Annotated in this window: 20 protein-coding genes; 14 read left to right on the top strand and 6 right to left on the bottom strand. The window is 68.7% G+C overall.

Translation table 11 applies throughout. The features are described 5' to 3' along the window. Positions 1 to 104 precede the first annotated feature (104 nt). The 4 genes from BJQ95_RS10770 to BJQ95_RS10755 form a co-directional block, all read right to left on the bottom strand. Entirely contained in the window at positions 105 to 1,865 is a 1,761-nt protein-coding gene (locus tag BJQ95_RS10770) for an ABC transporter ATP-binding protein (RefSeq protein WP_240694888.1), read from the bottom strand. Continuing rightward, on the bottom strand, positions 1,862 to 2,647 hold the full coding sequence (locus BJQ95_RS10765) for an ABC transporter permease (RefSeq protein WP_130178865.1): 786 nt from the start codon (positions 2,645 to 2,647) through the stop codon (positions 1,862 to 1,864). The genes BJQ95_RS10770 and BJQ95_RS10765 overlap by 4 nt, the downstream gene beginning before the upstream one ends. Positions 2,648 to 2,757: 110 nt before the next feature. Next, positions 2,758 to 3,774, bottom strand: coding sequence for an ABC transporter permease (locus BJQ95_RS10760; protein ID WP_130178832.1), 1,017 nt, complete (start codon positions 3,772 to 3,774; stop codon positions 2,758 to 2,760). After that, positions 3,759 to 5,459 (bottom strand): ABC transporter substrate-binding protein, encoded by a 1,701-nt coding sequence (locus BJQ95_RS10755; RefSeq protein ID WP_130178833.1) that lies wholly within the window; start codon positions 5,457 to 5,459, stop codon positions 3,759 to 3,761. The genes BJQ95_RS10760 and BJQ95_RS10755 overlap by 16 nt, the downstream gene beginning before the upstream one ends. A gap of 179 nt (positions 5,460 to 5,638) precedes the next feature. Here BJQ95_RS10755 and BJQ95_RS10750 point away from each other — a divergent pair, with 179 nt between their 5' ends. The 5 genes from BJQ95_RS10750 to ndk all read left to right on the top strand — a co-directional run bounded on the left by BJQ95_RS10750 (position 5,639) and on the right by ndk (position 12,103). Beyond that, on the top strand, positions 5,639 to 6,253 hold the full coding sequence (locus BJQ95_RS10750) for a TetR/AcrR family transcriptional regulator (protein ID WP_130178834.1): 615 nt from the start codon (positions 5,639 to 5,641) through the stop codon (positions 6,251 to 6,253). A gap of 287 nt (positions 6,254 to 6,540) precedes the next feature. Beyond that, entirely contained in the window at positions 6,541 to 9,960 is a 3,420-nt protein-coding gene (gene ileS / locus BJQ95_RS10745) for an isoleucine--tRNA ligase (RefSeq protein ID WP_130178835.1), read from the top strand. Further along, the gene (locus BJQ95_RS10740; RefSeq protein ID WP_130178836.1) at positions 9,953 to 11,323 is read left to right on the top strand and encodes a folylpolyglutamate synthase/dihydrofolate synthase family protein; all 1,371 of its coding nucleotides are present in this window, start codon (positions 9,953 to 9,955) and stop codon (positions 11,321 to 11,323) included. Before ileS ends, BJQ95_RS10740 begins: the two co-directional genes overlap by 8 nt. After that, entirely contained in the window at positions 11,320 to 11,661 is a 342-nt protein-coding gene (locus BJQ95_RS10735) for a DUF4233 domain-containing protein (protein ID WP_240694889.1), read from the top strand. Before BJQ95_RS10740 ends, BJQ95_RS10735 begins: the two co-directional genes overlap by 4 nt. A gap of 22 nt (positions 11,662 to 11,683) precedes the next feature. After that, a complete protein-coding gene (ndk, locus tag BJQ95_RS10730) occupies positions 11,684 to 12,103 on the top strand; it encodes a nucleoside-diphosphate kinase (RefSeq protein WP_130178838.1) in 420 nt (139 codons plus the stop codon). 17 nt (positions 12,104 to 12,120) lie between these two features. Here the strand turns inward: ndk and BJQ95_RS10725 are convergent, their stop codons facing one another. Beyond that, on the bottom strand, positions 12,121 to 12,720 hold the full coding sequence (locus BJQ95_RS10725; RefSeq protein ID WP_130178839.1) for a vitamin K epoxide reductase family protein: 600 nt from the start codon (positions 12,718 to 12,720) through the stop codon (positions 12,121 to 12,123). A gap of 280 nt (positions 12,721 to 13,000) precedes the next feature. Here BJQ95_RS10725 and BJQ95_RS10720 point away from each other — a divergent pair, with 280 nt between their 5' ends. The 3 genes from BJQ95_RS10720 to BJQ95_RS10710 all read left to right on the top strand — a co-directional run bounded on the left by BJQ95_RS10720 (position 13,001) and on the right by BJQ95_RS10710 (position 17,009). Continuing rightward, entirely contained in the window at positions 13,001 to 15,607 is a 2,607-nt protein-coding gene (locus BJQ95_RS10720; RefSeq protein ID WP_130178866.1) for an Rne/Rng family ribonuclease, read from the top strand. A gap of 123 nt (positions 15,608 to 15,730) precedes the next feature. Further along, positions 15,731 to 16,039 (top strand): hypothetical protein, encoded by a 309-nt coding sequence (locus BJQ95_RS10715; protein WP_130178840.1) that lies wholly within the window; start codon positions 15,731 to 15,733, stop codon positions 16,037 to 16,039. A 16-nt stretch (positions 16,040 to 16,055) separates the two neighbouring features. Then, positions 16,056 to 17,009: a hypothetical protein gene (locus BJQ95_RS10710; protein WP_130178841.1), complete on the top strand. Its 954-nt coding sequence runs from the start codon at positions 16,056 to 16,058 to the stop codon at positions 17,007 to 17,009. Positions 17,010 to 17,019: 10 nt separating this feature from the next. Here BJQ95_RS10710 and BJQ95_RS10705 read toward each other — a convergent pair whose 3' ends face one another. Next, the gene (locus BJQ95_RS10705; protein ID WP_130178842.1) at positions 17,020 to 17,307 is read right to left on the bottom strand and encodes a DUF4031 domain-containing protein; all 288 of its coding nucleotides are present in this window, start codon (positions 17,305 to 17,307) and stop codon (positions 17,020 to 17,022) included. A 260-nt stretch (positions 17,308 to 17,567) separates the two neighbouring features. Between BJQ95_RS10705 and rplU the strand changes: the two genes are divergently transcribed. The 6 genes from rplU (at position 17,568) to BJQ95_RS10675 (ending at position 22,803) form a co-directional block, all read left to right on the top strand. Then, the gene (rplU, locus tag BJQ95_RS10700) at positions 17,568 to 17,876 is read left to right on the top strand and encodes a 50S ribosomal protein L21 (protein WP_110127466.1); all 309 of its coding nucleotides are present in this window, start codon (positions 17,568 to 17,570) and stop codon (positions 17,874 to 17,876) included. Between the two features lie 18 nt (positions 17,877 to 17,894). Then, positions 17,895 to 18,152, top strand: coding sequence for a 50S ribosomal protein L27 (gene rpmA / locus BJQ95_RS10695; RefSeq protein WP_066595878.1), 258 nt, complete (start codon positions 17,895 to 17,897; stop codon positions 18,150 to 18,152). Between the two features lie 84 nt (positions 18,153 to 18,236). Continuing rightward, positions 18,237 to 19,820 carry a GTPase ObgE gene (obgE, locus tag BJQ95_RS10690; protein WP_130178843.1) on the top strand — a complete coding sequence of 528 codons (1,584 nt, stop codon included), beginning with the start codon at positions 18,237 to 18,239 and terminating at the stop codon, positions 19,818 to 19,820. After that, positions 19,817 to 20,623, top strand: a complete 807-nt coding sequence (gene proB / locus BJQ95_RS10685; RefSeq protein WP_130178844.1) for a glutamate 5-kinase — start codon at positions 19,817 to 19,819, stop codon at positions 20,621 to 20,623. The genes obgE and proB (BJQ95_RS10685) overlap by 4 nt, the downstream gene beginning before the upstream one ends. Positions 20,624 to 20,675: 52 nt before the next feature. Further along, entirely contained in the window at positions 20,676 to 21,485 is an 810-nt protein-coding gene (proB, locus tag BJQ95_RS10680; protein WP_130178845.1) for a glutamate 5-kinase, read from the top strand. A gap of 4 nt (positions 21,486 to 21,489) precedes the next feature. Beyond that, the gene (locus tag BJQ95_RS10675; RefSeq protein WP_130178846.1) at positions 21,490 to 22,803 is read left to right on the top strand and encodes a glutamate-5-semialdehyde dehydrogenase; all 1,314 of its coding nucleotides are present in this window, start codon (positions 21,490 to 21,492) and stop codon (positions 22,801 to 22,803) included. The last annotated feature ends 30 nt before the right edge of the window (positions 22,804 to 22,833 follow it).

Genomic DNA, 22,833 nt, shown 5'->3' with positions numbered 1-22,833 from the left:
CCCAGCTGGTGAACGATCAGGTCGTCGCCGGCGGCGGGTGATCCTGCTCGCCGTCCCCGGCTCGCCTGGTCCTGTTCGAATGAGCCGGATCGGAGGAAGCCGGATCAGACGAGCCGGGGCACCGCCGCGAGCAAGGCCTGGGTGTACGGATGCACCGGTGCCGCAAAAACCTGCTCAGCCGAACCCGTCTCGACGATGCGGCCCGCGTGCATCACGGCGACCTGGTCGCTGACGTGCTGGATCACACCCAGGTCGTGCGAGATGAACAGCATGCTCAGCGAAAGTTCGCGCTGCAGCTCGTCGAGCAGGTCGAGCACCTGGGCCTGCACGCTTACGTCGAGCGCGGACACCGGTTCATCGCAGATCAGGATCTGCGGGCGGGAGGCCAGGGCGCGGGCGATGCCGACCCGCTGTCGTTGCCCGCCCGACAGATCGGTCGGTCGACGATCGAGCAGGGCGGCCGACAGGCCCACATCGTCCAGGAGCGCACTCACCCGGGCGTCGCCGGCCCGGCGGGCAGTGCCGTCGCGCCCGTGTGGTTGGGGTACGTCGACGGCCAGGGCGACGGCGTGACGCAGGATCTCACGCACGCTCAGCCGGGGATCGAAGGACGCGAGCACATCCTGGTACACGGCACCCACCAGACGGCGACGGGCCCGTCGGTCCTTCTCGGGCAGCGCGCTCCACGGCTCGCCGAGCAGGCGCACCTCACCCGAGTCCGCAGGGGTGAGCGCCAGGGCGAGACGTGCTGTGGTGGTCTTGCCCGAGCCGGACTCGCCCACGATACCCAGGGTGCGGCCGTGCGGCAGGCTGAAGGACACGTCAGCGACCGCGTGCTGCACGGTGCCGTGCGGGCCACGGAAGGTCTTGTTCAGCCCGACGCCTTCCAGGGCCAGGCCGGGGCCGGGAGCGGCGCCCACGGCACCGGCGAACGCCATCGCGGCGGGCGCGACCGGCCGCTCGGCCACGCGCAGGATGCCCGGAACGGTGATCGACCTCGCTGACGGCCCAGGCTCGGGCGGGGGCACCAGCCGGGATCCCCGCGGCTTGTCCACGGGAACCGCGGCCAGCATCCGCCGTGTCTCCAGGTGCGTGGGGCGCCCGAGCACCTCGGCCGTCGGGCCGGTCTCGACGATCCGGCCGTCGTGCATGACCGCGATCCGGTCGGCGATGCGGCCGACCACGGCGAGGTCGTGACTGATCAGCAGGATGGCGGTTCCGCGGTCGCGGATCTCCTCGAGCAGGTCGAGCACCTGGGCCTGCACGGTGACGTCGAGCGCCGTGGTGGGTTCGTCGGCGATCAGCAGCGGGGGATCGAGGGCGAGCGCGGCCGCGATGAGCGCCCGCTGGCGCTGGCCGCCGGAGAGCTCCCCGGACCGCCGGCCGGCATAGAGCTCAGGGTGGGGCAGGCCGACGGCTTCGAGGACCTCGAGCACCCGCCTGCTGCGGGCAGCATCGTCGAGCTCCGTGTGCAGGCGCAGCGAATCACCGATCTCCCGCGCGATCGGGCGCAGCGGGTCGAGCGACGCGAGAGCGTCCTGCAGCACCAGGCCCACGTCGCGGCCCCGGCGTCGGCGCCAGGCGGTCTCGCTGAGGCCGAGCACCGCCTCGCCGGCCAGGCTGAGTTCGTCGGCGCTGACCCGGGCACCGGCACCGGCGAGGCCCAGCAGGCTGCGCGCCGTGACGCTCTTGCCCGACCCGGACTCACCGACGATAGCCAGGCATTCGCCCGGTGCGAGCTCCAGGGACACCCCGCGGACCACCGTCTGGGAGCCGAACCCGACCGAGAGATTCCGGAGGCGAAGCGCCGGCTCGAGCGGGCTGTTCGCCGGCACGGCCATCGGAACAGCGTCGGCGGCGCTCATGCGTGCCTCATCCGGCCTTCAATCGCTCGGCCCAGGGCCGTGGCGCACACGGCCGTGAGCACGATGAACAGACCGGGGAAGAAACTCATCCACCACGCCGACGTGATGTAGGTGCGGCCGGCCGCGAGCATCGCGCCCCATTCGGCGGCCGGCGGCTGGGCGCCCAGGCCCAGGTAGCTCAGGGCGGCGGCCCAGACGATGGCCTGGCCCACTCCGAGGGTGCCGAGAACGAGCAGGGGTGCCAGGGTGTTGGGCAGGATGTGCCGGCCGAGGATGCGCCCGCGGCCCAGTCCCTGCACCGTGGCGGCCTCGACGAACGCCGAGGAGCGCACCCGCACCAGCTGGGCGCGGATGATGCGCGCGTATCCCGGTGCCGTCGACAGCCCGACGGCCACGATCGCGCTGCCAGCCCCTGGACCGAAGACGAGGATGAAAAGGAGCGCGAGCAGCAGGCCGGGAAAGGCGAACAGGACCTCGAGGAACCTGTTGACCGTGAAGTCCACGGCGGAGCCCAGCGTACCGGCGACGGTTCCGAGCACGGCGCCAAGGCCCAGCCCGATCAGGGTGGCCGAGATACCGATCACGAGCGAATCGCGAGCGCCGTCGATCACCCGGGTGTAGATGTCCCGGCCGGACTCGTCGGTGCCGAACCAGTGCGTCCAGGATGGCGCACCGAATGCCGACAGCGGGTCGATCGCGAGCGGATCGCCCGGGGCCAGAAGCTTCGGGGCGATGGCCGCTGTGAGTAGCAGCAGGGCGAGGAGGGCGGCCGCGATTTCCACGGCGCTGAGCCGGACGCGCCGACCGGTCGACGCGGAACCCGGTCGGCCGTTATGGTCTGTGTCCCGGCCACCCGGCCGACCGGTCGCCGAGGCGGTGATCTCGAGTTCACTCACTCTGCTCCTCCGGAGGTGCGTGCTGTCGTGGTGGGGCGCGGGTCGGCCAGGTGGGTGGCCAGGTCGGTGAGGATCGTCATGAGGATATAGGCGAGCGCGACGACCATCACGACGCCGATCACCACCGGCACATCGCGCACCGTGACCGCGTTGAGCAGGGTGCGGCCGAGTCCGGGGCGCGCGAAGACGGTCTCGACCACCACGGCACCGCTGATCAGCGAGCCGAAGGCCCAGCCGGACAGTCCGATGGCCGGCAGGGCCGCGTGCCGGAGTGCGTGGCGCCAGAGCACCCCACGCTCGCTCTCCCCGCGGGCGCGGGCCGAGAGCACGAACGGGGAATCCAGGGCCGTGGTCAGGCTCTCCCGCATCACCTGGCCGAGAAACCCGGCCAGGGGGATGGCCAGGGTGAGCACCGGGAGGACCAGGCCGCGCGCATCCGCGGTGCTGATCGGCGGCAGGATGCCCCACCAGACGCTGGCGACCACGATGAGGGTCGTGGCCAGCCAGAAATGCGGCAGCGCCGCCGCGACGATCTCCAGGCCTGACCCGATGCGCCGGGCCACCGGACCACGTCCGGTGGACCAGGTGGCCAGCCCCAGGGAGAGGAACCAGGCGACGGTGAGGGAGAGCACCGCCAGGAGCAGGGTGCCCCCGAGCTGACTGAGCACCAGCGGACCCACGTCCATGTTCAGGGCGTACGAGCGACCCAGGTCTCCCGTGGCGAGGCGGCCCAGCTGGGCAAGGTACTGCAGGAAGACAGGCTGATCCAGACCGTATTCAGCACGCACCGCGGCGAGAGCCTCGGGTGAGGTCTGAGACCCCGGCCCGCCCAGGATGGCCTCGGCCGGGTCGCCGGGGATCAGCCGGACGGCGAAGAACGTGAGCGTGGCCACCGCCCACAGCACGAAGACGGCGCCGCCGAGCCTCCGTGCGAGCGGGAAGCCGATCAGCGAGCCCAGCCGCCGGCCGGGCCGTCGGCCGGAGCTGCGGGCATCCGTCAGCGGTTCAGCCATGCGTCATAAAAGGTGGGCGTCGACACCGTCGGCAGGGCGCGGGCGCCCTGGACGGCCGTGCCGAGCAGGAAGTGGTTCTGCTGGTCGTAGAGCGGCAGGACGTAGAAGCCCTCGAGGATCAAGTCCTGCGCGTCGGCGTACAGGGACGCGCGTTCGTCGGCGGCCCCTCCGGTGGTCGAGCCCGTCGAGACCTGGCCGGCCCGGGTGAGCAGCGAGTCCAGCTCCGGGTCGTTCACCTGGGCGTGGTTGGCAAAATAGCCGCTCGGTGCCGGGGTGATGCCGTCCGAGTGGAAGAGGATCCGCAGGACGTCCGGCCCGACCTTCGTGTACGGCGCGCTCACCGCGTCATAGGCGTTGCTGCCGAGGGCCGTGTACCAGCTGGAGAGGTCGAGCTTGGTCAGCTGCACGTCGAACCCGGTCTCCTTGGCGGTCGCCTGGATCTGTTCGAACAGGGACTGCTCGGCCGGGATGGACTGGTTGGTGCTCACCGGGAAGACCACGGTGAGGCGCACGCCGTCCTTGGTCCGGTATCCGTCAGCGTCCTTCTCGGACCAGCCGGCGTCATCGAGCAGGGCCGCGGCGGCTGCGGGATCGTAGTCGAAGAGTTTCGGGCGGGAGACGCCGAGGGGCTCGACGCTGGACAGGGCCGAGAAGGAGCGCTCCGCGCTGCCCTGGAACAGGGACGCGACGGCGTCATCGACATTCGACGAGCGGATGAACGCCTCGCGCACGGCCGCGTCGTTGAACGGCGCCTTGCCCGAGTTCAGCTCGATCCGGTTGGAGGCGCCGGGTCGCGGGGCATCCAGGTGCACGATGGAATCGCTCTGCTCGGCCTGGGCGATGGTGTCGGGCTGGGCGTTGTCGATCACGTCGACCTCGCCGGCCTGCAGCGCGGCATAGCGGGAGGCCGAATCGGGGATGAAGCGCCAGACGATGGTGTCGAGGTAGGCCGGTCCATCGTGCTCGGCGTCGGCGGGCGGGGAGGTGTAGCCGTCGTTCCGCACCAGGGTGATGGCGTTCTGTTTGACCCAGGAGTCGACGACGAACGGGCCGGTTCCCACCGGGGCGGCGCAATTGTCATCCTGGCTGCGCTCCAGCGCGGTGGGGGACTGGATGCCCAGCCATGGCTGGGAGAGCGACTCGAGTAGCGCACTGTCAGGCTGAGCGAGGGTGAAACGCACGACCGAGTCGGAGACTGCCTCGGTGCCGGTGACCTTCGCCAGGGCCAGATAGCCGGTGGACGACCCGGTCGCCGGGTCCTGCAGGTGCGCGATGTTGGCCTGCACGGCCGCCGCGTCCAGCGGCGTGCCGTCGGAGAAGGTGACGCCGTCTCGCAGCGTGAACTCCCAAGTCAGGCCATCGGGGCTGACGGTCCAGCTGTCGGCCAGCCAGGGGATGACGGTGCCCTCGGAGTCGAGGGAGACCAGCGATTCGAGGTACTGCGTGCTCACCAGGGCCTGCGGGTAGTTGCCGCCCACGTGCGGGTCGAGGCAGGTGGGTTCGGCGTCGCCGGAGGCGTAGGTGAGGGTTCCGCCGGTCGTCGGGGTCGACGAGGCCGGCGGGGCGGCGCTGGTGCAGCCGGTCAGCGCGAGGCCGAGGACGGTGACGCCGGCCGCGAGGGTCACGCCGAGCGGGCGCCGGGCCGAGAGACTCGGTGTGGATCGAAAGGGTGCCGGACGGGGCATGCGATGGGCTCTTTTCACGGGTACTCAGGGAGTGCGGGATGTTTGGGGGAGACGTGCGTCGACGGTGCGGAACGGCCGTGGGACCGGCCGCGATGTCTGCTTCGAAGGCTGCTGTGCCATTATTGGACTCGGTCCAAAAACCGAAGACGTCGAGTCCCATCGTAGAACACGAAAGAACCATGAACGATTCCCGCACCGTCGGCCGCCCTCGCGGATCTTCCCGGGCGATGCTCGAAGAGGCTGCCGCCGAGCTGTTCCTCGAGCAGACCTACGCCAAGACCACCATCGGTGACATCGCACGGCGAGCCGGCGTGAGCCGCAACACGTTCTTCAATTACTTCTCCGCCAAGAGCGACCTGCTCTGGGTGGATGTCGACGCGGGCCTGGGCGCTCTGCCCGGCGCGCTGGCCGAGTGTGACCGGAGCGCCGGCGTGACTGGTGCGGTCCGCCAAGCACTGCTGCGGGTGGCCGCGGGGTTCGGGCCCGGCCGGGTGCCCTGGTCCGTCACCCAATACGAGCTGATGAACACGGCCAGCGAGCTGGAGGCATCCGCCCTCGCCCGGTTTCTGGTGCAGGTGGGCCTGGTGCGGGAATTCGTGGGCGCGCGACCCGGGCACTCGGCCGATACCGACCCGGTGGGGCGCGCCTTCTCCACCGCCGTGGTGGCCGCAGCGGCCGCTGCCGCCGCGGAGTGGGCCGGCGCCGGAGTGGCGCGCGGTGACCTGACCGCCTATGTGGATGCGGCTATCACTCCGGTCTGCGCCGGATTCTGGCCTGTTCTCGATCGCGGCTGACCTGCCCGACGCCGGAGTCGACGGGCACCGGGGTTGACGGGAGCGGTACTATTGACCGACGTTGATCCGGCCATCACCGGGGAGTCTTCGGAAGAACAGTGGAATCGCGCCCCGGTGCGAGACCAGCCAGTAGAGCCGAACGGGTCGGGCCCGTCACAGCCTTTGTATGAGCGGTCGTTCGCCTGCACGGGAACGGCAAGCGAGGTGGTACCGCGTTTTGCCCTGTCGGGGCGGGCGTCCTCGTGGAATAGGCCAGCGGCTTTTCACCCGCCTCGTCCAGGAGAAGCATGACGTACCCGAAGTCCCCCGAAGACAACCAGTCCGATCCGGCCACCCCCAACGCTCCCGTCGTTCCCTCTCCGAATTTTCCGCAGATCGAGGGCGAGGTGCTCGACTTCTGGGCGAAGGACGGCACCTTCCAGGCCTCCATCGACAACCGTGAGGGTGCCCCTGAGTGGGTGTTCTACGACGGCCCGCCGTTCGCCAACGGACTGCCGCACTACGGCCACCTGCTCACCGGCTACGCCAAGGACCTGTTCCCGCGCTTCCAGACCATGCGCGGCAAGCAGGTACACCGGCGGTTCGGCTGGGACACCCACGGCCTGCCCGCCGAGCTGGAGGCCGAGCGGAAGCTGGGCATCACCGACAAGAGCCAGATCGAGCAGATGGGCCTGGCCGCGTTCAACGCCGTCGCGCGCGAATCGGTGCTCGAATACACCAAGGACTGGGAGACCTACGTCACCCGCCAGGCCCGCTGGGTGGACTTCGAGAACGACTACAAGACCCTCGACATCACCTTCATGGAATCGGTGATCTGGGCGTTCAAGGAACTGCACACCAAGGGACTGGCCTATGAGGGCTACCGGGTGCTGCCGTACTGCTGGCGCGACCAGACGCCGCTGTCCAACCACGAACTGCGCATGGACGACGACGTCTACAAGATGCGCCAGGACCAGACCGTCACGGTCACCTTCCCCCTCGTGGGCGCGAAGGCCGAGACCCTCGGTCTCACCGCCGTGCGCGCCCTCGCCTGGACGACCACACCGTGGACCCTGCCGACCAACCTCGCCCTGGCCGTGGGCCCGGACATCATGTACGCCGTTGTTCCCGCCGGCGCCAACGGCACCCCGGATGCCGAGGTGTTGCGCGAGCAGGCCGGCCAGGACGCATCCGCCGCGACCACCGAGGTGCTCGGCGCCGAGTACCTCCTGGCCATCGACCTGGTCGGCAGCTACGCCAAGGACCTCGGCTACGAGAGCGCCGCCGACGCGACGGCCGCGATCAGCCGCACCGTCACCGGCCGCGAGCTCGAGGGCGTCTCCTACGACCGGCTCTTCGACTACTACGCCGACGAAAGCGAGTGGGGCACCCAGAACGCCTGGCGTTTCGTGGTCGCCGACTACGTGACCACCAGCGACGGCACCGGCATCGTGCACCAGGCGCCCGCCTACGGCGAGGAGGACCAGATGGTCTGCCAGGCCTACGGCATCCCCGTGATCCTGTCCCTCGACGACGGCGGAAAGTTCCTGCCCGAGGTCACCGAGGTCGCCGGCCAGCTCTGGAGCGACGCCAACAAGCCGCTCACCCAGCTGATCAAGTCGCAGGGCCGGCTGCTGCGCCAGGCCAGCTACGAGCACTCCTATCCGCACTGCTGGCGCTGCCGCAACCCGCTGATCTACAAGGCCGTGTCGAGCTGGTTCGTGCGCGTCACCGACTTCCGGGGCCGCATGGTGGACCTCAACCAGGAGGTGAACTGGGTGCCGGAGAACGTCAAGGACGGCCAGTTCGGCAAGTGGATCGGCAACGCCCGCGACTGGTCGATCAGCCGCAACCGATACTGGGGCTCGCCCATCCCGGTCTGGAAGAGCGACAACCCCGCCTACCCACGCATCGACGTGTACGGTTCGCTGGACGAGCTCGAGGCCGACTTCGGTGTGCGCCCCACCGACCTGCACCGCCCCTACATCGACCAGCTCACCCGGCCCAACCCCGACGACCCCACCGGGGCGTCCACCATGCGACGCATCGAGGATGTCCTCGACGTCTGGTTCGACTCCGGCTCGATGCCGTTCGCCCAGGTGCACTACCCGTTCGAGAACCGCGAATGGTTCGACAGCCACAACCCGGCCGACTTCATCGTGGAATACATTGGGCAGACCCGCGGCTGGTTCTACCTGCTGCACGTGCTCTCGACCGCCTTGTTCGACCGGCCCGCTTTCAAGAACGTGGTCAGCCACGGCATCGTGCTCGGCAACGACGGTGCGAAGATGAGCAAGTCGCTGCAGAACTACCCCAACGTCAACGAGGTCTTCGACCGTGACGGCTCCGACGCCATGCGCTGGTTCCTGATGAGCTCGCCGGTGCTGCGCGGCGGCAACCTCATCGTCACCGAGGAGGGCATCCGCGAGGGCACCCGCCAGATGCTGCTGCCGCTCTGGAGCACCTGGTACTTCTTCTCGCTCTATGCCAACGCCTCCGGCTACACGGCCACCTGGCGCACCGACTCCACCGACGTGCTCGACCGCTACCTGCTGGCCAAGACCCGCGACCTCATCGAGGACGTCACAAGCGACCTCGAGAGGCTCGACAGCACGCTGGCCGCCTCGCGTCTTCGCGACTTCGCCGACGTGCTGACCAACTGGTACGTGCGGCGCTCCCGCGACAGGTTCTGGGCCGGCGTCGCTGCCGACGGCACCGGGGCGGATGCCTTCGACACGCTGTACACGGTGCTGGAAACCGTGACGAGGGTCGCCGCCCCGCTGCTGCCCCTGATCAGCGAGCGCATCTGGCAGGGTCTGACCGGAGGCCGCAGCGTGCACCTCACCGACTGGCCCGACGCCGCGGCATTCCCTGCCGACGCCGGACTGGTCACGGCGATGGACCAGGTCCGCTTGATCAGCTCCACCGTGCTGTCGCTCCGCAAGAAGGCCGGCCTGCGGGTGCGCCTTCCGCTGGCGAACCTCACCGTGGTCACCACCGAGACGGCCGCCCTGGCCGGGTTCGAGGCCATCCTGCGCGACGAACTGAACGTCAAGGCCGTCACCCTGGTCGAACAATCGGCCGACAGCGCCGAGAGCTACGGCATCACCTCCAAGCTCACCGTCAACGCCCGGGCCGCCGGCCCCAGGCTCGGCAAGCAGGTGCAACAGGTCATCAAGGCGGCCCGCACCGGCGACTGGTCCGGGACCGACGGCGTCGTCACCGCCGGCGGCATCGCCCTGGAGGCGGGGGAGTACGACCTGGAATTGCAGGCAGCCTCCACGGCGGCGGACGCCGAGTCCGTGCTGAACAGCTCGGCGCTGGCGCTGCTCTCCGGCGGCGGTTTCGTGCTGTTGGAGACCACCACCACACCCGAACTCGAAGCCGAGGGCCTGGCCCGCGACCTGATCAGGGCCGTGCAGGACACCCGCAAGTCGGCCGGATTCGAGGTCAGCGACCGCATTCGGCTCGACCTGGTCTTCTTCGACGACGCCGATGCCGCCACGTTCGCCCTCGCGAGCGGGGTCGACGTCGCCGGTGAGACACTCGCCACCCGCTTCCACACGCACGCCGCTTCGGCTGACGCCGTCGGCACCCCCGCAGAATGGCTGCAGGGCCTGTCCGGCTCAGTCGTGGAGCACTACGTGCGCTTCGAGGCCGACCACTACGCGAACCACGGACCGGTCATCGTTGCCGTCGCCCGCGAAAAAGGAACCATCAATGTCTGACGACTACTACCCCGACGAATTCCGTGACGCCGGCGATGCCGTGCTCGCCGCACTGCTGGAACGGGTGGGCGAGAGCGCACCCCAACCGAGGCTGCAGGCCACCCGCCGTGCGGTCGAGCTGCTCGGCGACCCGCAGAACTCGTACCCGATCATCCACGTCACCGGAACCAACGGCAAGACCAGCACCAGCCGCATCATCGAGAGCATCCTCCGCGCCTACGGGCTGCGCACCGGGCTGTTGGTCAGCCCTCACCTCGTGCGGCTGAACGAACGCATCGTGATAGATGGGCAGTCCATCACCGACGAGGCCCTGGCCGCTAACTGGGCCGACATCCAGCCGTACCTGCAGATGGTCGACGCCGAACTCGCGACCGCGGGCGACCAACCGCTGACGTTCTTCGAGGCCCTCACCGTTCTGGCGTTCGCCTGTTTCGCGGATGCGCCGGTCGACGTGGTCGTGCTCGAGGTCGGCATGGGCGGCGAATGGGACTCCACCAACGTCGCCGACGGTCAGGTGGCCGTGTTCACCCCCATCGCTCTCGACCACACCAGGCGGCTCGGCAGCACCATCGCCGAGATCGCACGCACCAAGTCCGGCATCATCAAGCCCGCGGCGGCCGTCGTCACCGCCGCCCAGCTGCCGGAGGCCTTGGCCGAACTGAGCCGGGCGGCCGAGCTCACCGAGTCGACCCTGGTCGGCGAGGGAGGCGACTTCGCTCTCCTGGCCAGCCACGTGGCCGTCGGCGGTCAGCTCATCTCGGTGCGCGGCATCGCCGGCACCTACTCGGAGCTCTTCCTCCCGCTCTACGGCACCCACCAGGCCCAGAACGCGGCCGTGGCCATCGCCGCCGTGGAGTCGTTCCTCGGCGCGGGCAGCCAGGCCCTCGTCGAAGACATCCTCGTCGAGGGCCTCGCCACGGCGACCTCGCCCGGTCGCCTGCAGCTGATCGGCATCGAGCCGACCGTGCTGGTGGATGCGGCGCACAACCCGCACGGGGCGCTCGCGCTGTCAGCGGCCCTGGAGAGCTACTTCGACTTCGACGAGATCGTCGTCGTCCTCGGAATCCTCGAGGACAAGGACGCCGCGGGCATCATCGAGGCCCTCCGCCCCGCCGTCGCCCGCTTCCACGTGACCCAGTCGCACTCCGAGCGGGCGATCCCCGTCGACGACCTCGCCGACCTCGTTGCCGAGCACGTCGGCGACGCCGACACCTTCCGCTTCGGCGACCTCGCGCAGGCCCTCGATGCGGCCCGCGGCTGGGCTCAGGATGCCCCCAAGCGCGCCGTGCTGGTCGCGGGATCGATCACCCTCGTCGGTGACGCCGTGGCGTTGGCCGACGCGGGGGACTGGATGACCCCGTGAGTGCGCCGCGGGCGTCCTCCGTACGGCGTTCGCTCGCCTCGATCGTGCTCGGCTTCGAGCTGATCGTGGTGTTCCTGGCCACCCTGGTGATCTTCGGGCTCAGCGAGCTGCCGGCCTGGGTCACCCTGGGCGGCGGAGCGCTGCTCTGCCTGATCATGGTCGGCACCCTCGGGTTGCTACGGTACAACTGGGCCTATGGGGTCGGTTGGGCCGTGCAGGTCGTCATCGTCGCCACCGGATTCCTCAACCCGGCGATGTTCTTCGTCGGGGCACTCTTCGCCGGCATGTGGACCTACTGCATGATCACCGGCTCACGTATCGACAGACGTAACAAGTAGACAGACAGCACAAGGAGAACTCATGACTAACGTCCAGGAAACACTCGTATTGGTCAAGCCCGACGGCGTGGCCCGCAACCTCTCCGGCGAGATCCTGCGCCGCATCGAAGCGAAGGGGTACTCCCTCGTCGACATCAAGCTCGTGCAGGCCGAGCGCACGCTCCTCGCCGAGCACTACGCCGAGCACGCCGGGAAGCCGTTCTTCGAACCGCTCGTCGAATTCATGGAAAGTGGATCGATCCTGGCGCTGCGCATCGCCGGTGACCGTGTCATCGAGGGTTTCCGCGCCCTGGCCGGCACCACCGACCCCACCACGGCCGCCCCCGGAACCATCCGCGGCGACCTCGGCCGCGACTGGGGCCTGAAGGTGCAGCAGAACCTGGTGCACGGCTCGGACTCGCCCGAGTCGGCCGCCCGCGAACTGGCGCTCTGGTTCGCCTAACCACCCGGGTGACCGGGCTAGAGGCGGTGTAGGAAGTCCATTTGCAGCTGGGCGACCGTGGCGGCGATGAGGTAGCAGGCGATGGTGATCACGAAGATCCAGGAGTAGGCGCCGGCCGCGAGGCGCCGCACCCGCGCCGAACCCGGGATGATGCCGGTCTTCAGGTTGTACAGGGTCACGGCCAGGAACACCGGGATCGTCACCGTCCAGGTGACCATGCACCACGGGCACAGCACGTCGAGGACGAAGAAGCTCTGCCCCATCAGCCAGATCACAAAGGCCAGCGCGCCGGTCACGCCGATGTTCAGGCCGAGCCAGAACCACCGCGCAAAGCGGGCGCCGGACAGGATCGCGGCGCCGATGGTGATCACGACGCTCCACGCGGCCACCCCGATCAGCGGGTTCGGGAAGCCGAACAGCTCGCCCTGCCAGGAGCCGAGGTTGGTGCTGCAGCCCACCAGCACACTGAAGTTGCAGGACAGCGGCGCCGCGGGGTCTTCAAGCATCGTGAACTTGTCCAACGTGAGCGCAAACGCCGCCGCGAAGCCGATCGCCCCCGCGATGATCAGGAAAACCGCAAGACCGACCGGAGGCTTTTTTGACGTGGTGAATGGCACATCCGGATTATGCCATGTGTCGCGTCCGCGACCCTGGGAATGCGTGCGATAATCGGAACAGTCGTTTGAGCCGCGCTCAAACCGATGCCAAAAGGCTTAATGGGCTTACATTCGCCCAGATTCATTGGTCCTAGACCAAAGGTATTAGCAACCAGAGCCACGGGCCGGTTGCGTCAACGCAATAGGATTCGCGGGGTTTTCGCGCAAGCGGAAGCGTCGCACGAGAGAGTAACCGAGTGAGTGGCGCGGTCACCCACAGCGGTCAAGGAGCGCACCAGTGATGGTGGAAGACAACGAAAACAAGAAGCGCAAGGGCCTGTTCGGCACTCGCAAAACAACCAGGAAGACAGCACCGGCGGCACCTGCCGAGCAGACTGCTCCGGCCGTTGACGCTGCCGCAGCGCAGCCCGCCGTGGACGTGGACGCACTGAGCGCGGACGCGCTCGACCAGCCCGTGGCCTTCCCGGCACTGCCCACCCCGTTCGACGACAACGTCGAGGAGGTCCGTCGCCCGACGACGTCCCTGATCTTCCAGGCTCCGGCGATCCTGCCGGCACCGGTGCGATCCGGTGGACGCGTGCTCGACGACGAGGACGATGACTCCGAAGAAGCCTCGACCGTGCGCCGTCGTGCCCGCCGCCGCACCGGTGAAGAGGGCCGCAGCGACGACCCCGCCAACACCGTTGTGCGCGTTCGCACCCCCCGCGAGCCCGAGCTCATCACGGAACCGCAGCGGATCAAGGGTTCCACCCGCCTGGAGGCGAAGAAGCAGCGCCGCCGCGACGGCCGCGACGCCGGCCGTCGTCGTCCCGTCATCACGGAGGCCGAGTTCCTGGCCCGCCGCGAGTCGGTCGACCGGGCCATGATCGTGCGCGCCAAACACAACAAGATCCAGATCGGCGTTCTCGAAGACGGTGTGCTGGTCGAGCACTACGTGGCCAAGAACCAGGATGCGTCGTTGATCGGCAACGTCTACCTCGGCCGGGTGCAGAACGTGCTGCCCAGCATGGAAGCCGCCTTCGTCGACATCGGCCGCGGCCGAAACGCCGTGCTCTACTCCGGTGAGGTCGACTGGGATGCCGCCGCGGTCAACTCCCCGGGGAACGCCCAGACCCGACGTATCGAGCTGGCCCTCAAGCCCGGCGACAAGGTGCTCGTGCAGGTCACCAAGGACCCCATCGGCCACAAGGGCGCCCGGCTCACCAGCCAGGTCTCCCTGCCCGGCCGCTACCTCGTCTACGTGCCAAACGGCTCCATGAACGGCATCAGCCGCAAGCTGCCGGACACCGAGCGGGCACGCCTGAAGAAGATCCTCAAGGAGGTCCTGCCCGACAACGTGGGCGTCATCGTGCGCACCGCCGCCGAGGGCGCGACCGACGAACAGCTCACCCTCGACGTCAACCGCCTGACCGCGCAGTGGGCCTCCATTGCCAAGCAGGTCGAAACCGTGTCTGGGCCTGCCCTGCTGCACAGCGAACCGGACCTTCTGATCAAGATCGTGCGCGACGTCTTCAACGAGGACTTCCACAAGATGGTCATCTCCGGTGACGATGCCCAAGAAGTCATCGAGTCCTACCTGCGCCAGGTCGCACCCGACCTCGTCGAGCGCGTGCAGCGCTACGAGGGCGAACGCGACGCGTTCGACGAATTCCGCATCTCCGAGCAGATCGAGAAGGCCCTCGACCGCAAGGTCTGGCTGCCGTCGGGTGGTTCGCTCGTGATCGACCGCACCGAGGCGATGACCGTTGTCGACGTCAACACCGGCAAGTTCGTCGGCTCGGGCGGAAACCTTGAAGAGACCGTCACCAAGAACAACCTCGAAGCGGCCGACGAAATCGTGCGCCAGCTGCGCCTGCGCGACATCGGCGGCATCATCGTTGTCGACTTCATCGACATGGTGCTCGAATCCAACCGGGACCTGGTGCTCCGCCGCCTCGTCGAATGCCTCAGCCGTGACCGCACCAAGCACCAGGTTGCCGAGGTGACCTCGCTCGGGCTCGTGCAGATGACCCGCAAGAAGCTCGGCCTGGGCCTGTTGGAGTCGTTCAGCGAGAACTGCGAAGCCTGCGCCGGACGTGGAATCGTCATCCACCACGACCCCGTCGTCAAGCACCGCCAGACCGCGCAGCCCGCTCAGGAGCGTCGCCCCCGCAGCAAGTCCAACGGCAACGGCGGGGCCGGGCATGACGCTCAGGGCGCAGGCCAGCGCGGCAACGGCAACCAGAACTCGGGCCAGGCTCACGCCGCGCCCTCGCTGACGGATGCCGCAAGGGCCGGCCACGGCACGCACGGAATCACCGAGGACGCCAAGCATGCCCTCGCCCTGATCGCCGCGCGTACCATCAGCCGCTCGCTGACCGGCTCGATCCCCGTGATCACTCCGGAGGCGGCTGCCCCGGCAGCCGAGGTGGTCTCCGGCGCCCCCGTCGAGGTCGCGAACGACGTCGTTACCGGCGCCGACAGTGTTGACACCGCGCCGGCGGACAGTTCGACGTCTCGCGGCTCACGCTCCGGCAACCGGTCGGGTGGCGGCAACGGCCAGGCGAACGGCCAGTCCAACGAGAGCGCGCCGGAGGCGCAGGCCCACGCAGCAGGAGAGCCCGAGCCCGCCGCGGCGGTTGAAGCGGCGGTCCAGGCTCCGGAGGCCGCGTCGGCCGACTCGACGGAGGACGTCGCAATCCTCGACATCCCCGTGCAGAAGTCGCCCCGCAGTCGGCGCCCGGTGAGCAAGCAGGTCACCGACCAGCTTCTCGATTCGGTGCTGGACGCCCTGCCGGAGCCCAAGCAGCCCGGCCAGGGCCGCTCGCGCAGCCGCCGGGTCACCACGGCCGGCGGTCCGACCGCCGCCGTGCAGCCGATCGTGGTTCCCACACACGACAACCCGTAACGGTCACCGACCGTTCCCGGATCCACAGCGGTGCCGCCTTCGGGCGGCACCGCTGTTGTCGTCCCGCCCACCCGGACCGGCCCGCTGACCCGGAACCCGACCCTGCACAGGTGAAATCGACGAATGCACAGCGACCGGGGGACGTCGCGACGGGTGCCCACCGGCCTGATCCTCGGTGTAGTGCTGGTGGCCCTCGCCTTCACCGTCCGGGCGCTCAGTCCCGCCTTCGCCGGCTGGGGGTTGCCCGTCCGGGCGCAGGACACCATCACCCTCGCGCTGAGCGTGATCATCGAATCAGCGCCGTTCGTGTTCCTCGGCATCCTGCTCTCGACCGTGGTGCAGGTCTGGCTCCCGCACGGCTTCATCACCCGGTTCCTGCCCCGCCATCCCGTGCTGCGCCGGGCGTCGATCTCGCTCCTGGGCATGTTCTAAGGCGCCGGACCGGATCGTGCGCACCACCGTCGGATCGGCCGAGACGAGTGTCGTGTTCAGCGCCCCGTACATCCAGTCCTTCGTTCCCGTCGGCGACGAACTGGTGGTGGCCACCCTCAACGATGACCTCACCAACGTGCTCAGCCTGGTCGACCCCGACGGCCGTGCCGCCGCGCTCACGCTGCCTGGCACCGGGACGGTGCACGACCTGCAGGCGTCCCCGTCGTCGGCCACCGTCGGCTTCCGCTTCAGCAGCAGCCCCGGTGCGGCCGGCAACGCCTACGACAACACCCTGTTCCTGCTGGACCTGACCCGCGGCACCGTCGACACCGTGGCCGGGCTCGACGGCCAACCCGTCCAGGCCATCGCCTGGGGCTTCATGGCCGACCGCGCCGAGATCGTGGCCCAACTCTTCGACACCACCCTGCTCCTGATCGACCCCAGGTCCGGAAGCGAGGCCGCGCCCATCCCGATCGGCCAGTTTCTTAACCTGAACGCCTCCGCCCCCGACGGACTGCGTATCGCGGTCTCCGATCAGGGCAGCCAGTACATCCTCGACCTGTCCACCGGCACCGAGGCGGCCATCGTGCCGCAGGATGTCGCCGGCAGCACGCCGTACACCGCCGAACTGCACTTCCTCACCGGGGGAGAGGGGTTCGTGCAGCGGGTGGCCGAATTCGACCAGGCCACCGGTCAGGTCACGCAGTCGCTCATCCTGGTGACCGGGGACGTGGCCACGCCGACCAGCCGGGTGGTCTACGTGCCGGTTCTGCCCAACGAGACGATCGTGGGATTCACGGTGTCACCGAACGACCAGTACCTCGCGATCCAAACCGTGCCGAACAGTCAGACCCAGCAGAGCGACGGCTATCCGGTCGACCCTCAGGCCACCACGGCAACAACGGTGTTCGTGGAGCTGTCCACCGGTGTCATCAGCCGAAGTATCGTGGGCATCGACGCCACCTGGTGAGTCCGGGAGGTCAGTGACGGTGCGCGGCCTGGTCGCGTCGGTCCCGGCCGCTGACCCGCAGTCCGCTGGCCCGCAGCCGGGTGACCAGCCCGCGGAAGTCGACAGGTTCGGCCCCCGCCGCCACCAGGCTGTCGTACCGCGCCTGGGGCACGTCGTAATGGTCGAGATCGAAGCCGCGGCGGGGGATGCCCTGGGCGGCCGCGAAGGCATGCAACTCCGCCAGCGACGAGTCGCTCACCAGGTGCGACCAGAGCGTGCCGTGCGCCGGCCAGGCCGGCTGGTCGATCAGTATGCCCATCCTGAAAGTGTATGGAGTATCCCGCCCCTCAGCTTGACTCTGGCGGCGCTCTCCAACCGGGCGCGCGACACACCCCCGTGAGATGGTTTGACCGGGGCTACCCGATCAGCTAAAGTCGAGTGTTGGTGTGCGTAGGACTGTGTCCACGTAACGCCCAAGGTTTTCTGAAGTGAAATGGTCCGACTTGGCCCATTTGCGCTCGGTAACTTTCCATCATAGGAATCGGAGCCCCCGGGGTTCCCCAGAGATAGGTACGTAAAGTGGTTTACGCAGTTGTGCGCGCCGGTGGGCGGCAGGAGAAGGTAGAGGTCGGGACCATCGTAACGATGGACCGAATCAAGGCTGACAAGGACGGCAACGTCGAGCTGGCCGCCGTGCTTCTCGTCGACGGCGACAAGATCACCTCCGACTCATCGTCACTGGCCAAGGTCAAGGTCACTGCCGAGGTCCTCAACGACCTCCGCGGCCCGAAGATCGTCATCCAGAAGTTCAAGAACAAGACCGGTTACAAGAAGCGTCAGGGGCACCGTCAGGAGCTCACTCGCGTTCAGGTCACCGGCATCGCCTAGGCCCGAGGAGAATAACTAATGGCACACAAAAAAGGTGCGAGTTCCACTCGCAACGGTCGTGACTCCAACGCGCAGCGCCTCGGCGTGAAGCGCTTCGGTGGTCAGGTTGTCGGCGCAGGCGAGATCATCGTCCGTCAGCGTGGCACCCACTTCCACCCCGGCGTGAACGTCGGTCGTGGTGGCGATGACACCCTCTTCGCCCTCGAAGCCGGCTCGGTCGAGTTCGGCGCCAAGGGTGGCCGCAAGGTTGTCAACATCGTGGTGGCTGCCGCTTAGGCATCCACACAGCTTTTCAGCATGAGGGCGGGCTTCGGCTCGTCCTCATGTTTGTTTTTATCGCCACCTGGAAGGGGCATTCCCATGGCCACGTTCGTTGACCAAGTCACGCTGCACCTGCGAGCGGGCAACGGAGGAAACGGTTGTGTCTCGGTCAAACGCGAGAAGTTCAAGCCTCTCGCCGGCCCCGATGGCGGAAACGGCGGCAACGGCGGCGACATCGTGCTCGTCGCCGACCCGCAGGTGACCACCCTGCTCGCGTTCCACCGCTCACCCCACCGCAGCTCCGCCAACGGCGGACCCGGCATGGGCGACCACCGCAACGGCTACGGCAGCGACGTCATCGAACTGTCCGTGCCGCTGGGGACCGTCGTCAAGGACGCAGAGGGCAACGAACTCGCCGACATGACGGAGCCCGGCTACCGAATCGTCGTGGCACCCGGCGGTCAGGGTGGACTCGGCAACGCCGCGCTGGCCTCCACCAAGCGCAAGGCCCCCGGATTCGCGCTGCTCGGCACCTACGGCTTCGAGGGCGACGTCTACCTCGAACTCAAGACCGTGGCCGATGTGGCACTGGTCGGCTACCCCTCGGCCGGCAAGTCCAGCCTGATCGCCGCCATCTCCGCGGCCAGGCCCAAGATCGCCGACTACCCCTTCACCACCCTGCAGCCCAACCTCGGCGTCGTGGATGCCGGTGAGGTGCGCTACACCGTCGCCGACGTGCCCGGCCTCATCGAGGGCGCCAGTGAGGGCAAGGGCCTCGGCCTGGAGTTCTTGCGCCACGTCGAACGCTGTACAGCACTGTTGCATGTGCTCGACTGCGCCACCCTCGACCCCGGCCGCGACCCGATCAGCGACCTCGACATCATCCTCGGTGAACTCGCCGCGTACCCGGTGCCGGAGGGCCAGACGCCGCTGCTCGAGCGCCCCCAGCTGATCGCGCTGAACAAGATCGACGTCCCCGAGGGTCGCGAGCTCGCCGCCTTCGTGAAGGCGGAACTCGAGGAGCGCGGCTATCGGGTCTTCGAGATCTCCACCGTCAGCCACGAGGGACTCCGCCAGCTCAACTTCGCCCTGGCCGAAACCGTCGAGGCCGGCCGGATCACCAGCGCCGAAGCCGCGGCACTCAAACCGCGCATCGTCATCCGCCCCAAGCCCGTCGACGACAGTGGCTTCATCGTGCGTGTCGAGGGTGGCTCATTCGGCAACATCTTCCGAATCCTCGGCGCCAAGCCCGAGCGTTGGGTGCAGCAGACCGACTTCAAGAACGACGAGGCCGTCGGCTTCCTCGCCGACCGTCTGGCCAAGCTGGGCACAGAGGACGAACTGTTCAAGGCCGGCGCAGTCGCCGGCTCAACGGTCGTCATCGGCCCCGGCGACGGTATGATCTTCGACTGGGAGCCCACCCTCACCTCCACCGCTGAACTGATCACAGCCCCCCGCGGCACCGACAGCCGGATGGACGACTCCAAGCGCCGCACCAGCAACGAGCGTCGCGAGGAGTACCTCAAGCGTATGGACGCCAAGTCCGCCGCGCGTGCGGAACTGATCCGGGAGCGGGAAGCCGGCATGTGGTCCACCGGCGAAGAGGAGTACAACGCCGGCGAGGGCGTCGTCACCGAGAACAATGCCGAGCGCCGGCGCACCAAGGAGGGCGACTCCGCATGAGCTCGCACGAGCGCGCCCGGATCTCCTCGGCACGGCGAGTCGTCGTGAAGGTCGGGTCGTCGTCGATCACCGGTGCCAACGCCGATCAGATCGGCCCGTTGATCGAGACGCTCGCGAAGCTGCATGACCGCGGCGCCGAAGTCGTGCTCGTGTCCTCCGGTGCGGTTCCCAGCGGGATGCGTCACCTCGGCCTCGAGGACCGGCCGGCGGACCTGGCCACCCAACAGGCCGCGGCATCCGTCGGGCAGAATGTGCTCGCCGCGACGTATCAGAAGACTCTGGACCAGCACGGGATCTCCGCCGGACAGGTGCTGCTCACCGAGGGCGATCTCCTCAACGAACCGCACCGCAGCAACACCCGCCGGGCGGTGAACCGACTCCTCGACCTGCGCATCCTGCCGATCGTGAACGAAAACGACACGGTGGCCACCTACGGCCTGAGGTTCGGGGACAACGACCGGCTGGCGGCCATGCTGTCCGTGCTGATCCGCGCCGACCTGCTGGTGCTGCTCAGCGACGTCGATGCGCTGTACACCAAGCCGCCGCACCTGCCGGGTGCCGAGCGGATCGACGACATCGGTTTCGACCAGGAGCTCGTCGGCATGGAATTCGGCGGAAGCAACGGGCCCGGCGTCGGTACCGGCGGCGCGAACACCAAGGTCACGGCGGCCCGCCTGGCGGCGTCCGCCGGAACGGCCGTGCTCGTCACCGCAACCGGATTGGCCGGACCGGCCCTCCTCGGCGAACACGTCGGTACCTGGTTCGAACCTGCACCGCAGGCACCCGGGCGAGCGCTGCTGTGACCCGGCCCGGAATCGTCGACCTCCGGCTGGGTGTGCCCTGGTGCGTGCGCGAATGAGCGTCCTGACCAGGGACGGGGTGTCCGGGGCCTCGCGCATCGTGGTCAAGGTGGGTTCCTCCTCGATCAGCGGCGCCAACGCCGGCCAGATCCCACGTCTGGTGGATGCCCTCGCGGCCGCGCACGGCAGGGGCACCGAGGTGGTCCTGGTGTCCTCGGGAGCAATCGCCACCGGCATGCCGTACCTGCAGCTCGACGAACGGCCCACCGATCTGGCCACCCAGCAGGCCGCGGCCTCAGTGGGCCAGAACCTGCTTGTGTTTCGCTACCAGGAGAGCCTGGACCGCTACGACATCGTCGCCGGCCAAGTTCTGCTCACCGCGGGGGACCTCGAGAACCCGTCACACCGCAGCAATGCCCAGCGGGCCATGGACCGTCTCCTGGACCTGAGGATCCTGCCGATCGTGAACGAGAACGACACCGTCGCCACCCACGAGATCCGGTTCGGCGACAACGACAGACTTGCGGCCCTCGTCGCGACCCTCGTGAGGGCCGACCTGCTCGTTCTACTCAGCGACGTTGACGCGCTCTTCACCCGGCCCCCACACCTGCCCGGCGCCGAACGCATCGACCACGTGGGGCTGGGCGACAGCCTGCTCGGCGTGGAATTCGGCTCTTCCCAGTCCGGGGTGGGAACCGGCGGCGCCGGCACAAAGGTGTCCGCAGCACGGATCGCGGCCGAGGCCGGAACAGCGGTCCTGGTGACGTCGACCGCGCTGGTCGCCGAGGCCCTGCGCGGCGACCGGATCGGAACCTGGTTCGAGCCCGCCGACCCGGCAAGCGTGCAGGGGCCTGTCCTAAGCTGAGGTCATGTCGCAGACCACTCCCGCCGCCGTACCGCCCGCCGCAGGACCGACCGGGTCCGGTGCGGAGCCGAGCGTCGACTTCACGGCTCTGCTCGTCGCCGGCCGCGCGGCCTCCGTCGCCCTGGCGTCCGCTCCCACGCAGGGGAAGAACCGCGCGCTGCACGGAATCGCCGTGGCCTTGCGCGAGAACGTGCCGCAGATCCTCGCCGCAAACGCCCGTGACCTGGCTGCCGGCGCCCAGAACGGCCTCAGCGCCGGGCTACTGGACCGGCTGAGCCTGGATGAGCCGCGCATCCGCTCACTCGCCGACGCCGTCGACGAGATCGAAGCGCTGACCGACCCTGTCGGTCAGGTGGTGCGGGGCAGCAGCCTGCCCAACGGCGTCAAGATCAGCCAGGTGCGCGTGCCGTTCGGCGTTGTCGGCGTCATCTACGAGGCTCGGCCGAACGTGACGGTGGACATCGCCGCACTGGCGCTCAAGAGCGGGAACGCCGCCGTGCTGCGGGGCGGCTCCGCCGCCGAGAACTCCAACCGGGTTCTCGTCGCCGTGATTCAGGATGCGCTGGTCGCCGCCGGGCTGCCGGGGGAGTCCGTGCAGACCATCGACCCGTTCGGCCGGGCCGGCGCGACCGCGCTGATGCAGGCCCGCGGACAGGTCGACGTGTTGATCCCGCGCGGCAGCGCCGGGCTGATCCAGGCCGTCGTGACCGAGTCGACGGTGCCCGTGATCGAAACCGGGGCCGGTGTCGTGCACATCTTCCTGGACGCCTCCGCCAACGAGCAGTGGTCGGCGGACATCGTGCACAACGCCAAGGTGCAACGGCCCAGCGTCTGCAACGCCGTGGAGACCGTGCTTGTGCACGAGGACGCCGCCGACCGGGTGCTGCCCGGAGTACTCGCGAAGCTTGCCGGGGCTGGAGTCACGATCCACGGCGACGACGCGGTACGCGCACTGTACCCGGCGGCGATTCCCGCGACCGACGAGGACTGGGCAACCGAATACATGAGCCTTGACCTGTCGGTCGCCGTGGTGCCCGACCTCGACGCCGCGATCGCTCACATCCGGCGATACTCGACCGGGCACACCGAGTCGATCATCACCAACGACGTCGTCAACGCGGAGCGATTCCTGGCCGAGGTCGACTCCGCCGCCGTGATGGTGAACACGTCCACCCGTTTCACAGACGGCGGCGAATTCGGCTTCGGCGCCGAGGTCGGGATCTCCACGCAGAAACTGCACGCGCGCGGTCCGATGGGGCTGCCCGAGCTCACCAGCACCAAGTGGATAGTGCGCGGGACCGGCCAGATCCGCCACTAGGGACGGTGCCGCTCGTGGGGGCGGGCGGAT

The sequence above is a fragment of the Cryobacterium sp. SO1 genome (assembly GCF_004210215.2).
In the GTDB taxonomy this organism is placed as follows: domain Bacteria; phylum Actinomycetota; class Actinomycetes; order Actinomycetales; family Microbacteriaceae; genus Cryobacterium.
The sequence above is the reverse complement of the archived record's forward strand: the minus strand, read 5'-3'. Positions and strand labels throughout refer to the sequence as shown.

Excerpts from the sequence above, each read along its gene's own strand:
- BJQ95_RS10770 (WP_240694888.1), bottom strand. The coding sequence starts at position 1,865 with ATGAGCGCCGCCGACGCTGTTCCGATGGCCGTGCCGGCGAACAGCCCG.
- BJQ95_RS10760 (WP_130178832.1), bottom strand. The coding sequence starts at position 3,774 with ATGGCTGAACCGCTGACGGATGCCCGCAGCTCCGGCCGACGGCCCGGC.
- BJQ95_RS10755 (WP_130178833.1), bottom strand. The coding sequence starts at position 5,459 with ATGCCCCGTCCGGCACCCTTTCGATCCACACCGAGTCTCTCGGCCCGG.
- BJQ95_RS10750 (WP_130178834.1), top strand. The coding sequence starts at position 5,639 with ATGAACGATTCCCGCACCGTCGGCCGCCCTCGCGGATCTTCCCGGGCG.
- ileS (WP_130178835.1), top strand. The coding sequence starts at position 6,541 with ATGACGTACCCGAAGTCCCCCGAAGACAACCAGTCCGATCCGGCCACC.
- BJQ95_RS10740 (WP_130178836.1), top strand. The coding sequence starts at position 9,953 with ATGTCTGACGACTACTACCCCGACGAATTCCGTGACGCCGGCGATGCC.
- ndk (WP_130178838.1), top strand. The coding sequence starts at position 11,684 with ATGACTAACGTCCAGGAAACACTCGTATTGGTCAAGCCCGACGGCGTG.
- BJQ95_RS10720 (WP_130178866.1), top strand. The coding sequence starts at position 13,001 with ATGGTGGAAGACAACGAAAACAAGAAGCGCAAGGGCCTGTTCGGCACT.
- BJQ95_RS10715 (WP_130178840.1), top strand. The coding sequence starts at position 15,731 with ATGCACAGCGACCGGGGGACGTCGCGACGGGTGCCCACCGGCCTGATC.
- BJQ95_RS10705 (WP_130178842.1), bottom strand. The coding sequence starts at position 17,307 with ATGGGCATACTGATCGACCAGCCGGCCTGGCCGGCGCACGGCACGCTC.
- rpmA (WP_066595878.1), top strand. The coding sequence starts at position 17,895 with ATGGCACACAAAAAAGGTGCGAGTTCCACTCGCAACGGTCGTGACTCC.
- obgE (WP_130178843.1), top strand. The coding sequence starts at position 18,237 with ATGGCCACGTTCGTTGACCAAGTCACGCTGCACCTGCGAGCGGGCAAC.
- proB (WP_130178844.1), top strand. The coding sequence starts at position 19,817 with ATGAGCTCGCACGAGCGCGCCCGGATCTCCTCGGCACGGCGAGTCGTC.
- proB (WP_130178845.1), top strand. The coding sequence starts at position 20,676 with ATGAGCGTCCTGACCAGGGACGGGGTGTCCGGGGCCTCGCGCATCGTG.
- BJQ95_RS10675 (WP_130178846.1), top strand. The coding sequence starts at position 21,490 with ATGTCGCAGACCACTCCCGCCGCCGTACCGCCCGCCGCAGGACCGACC.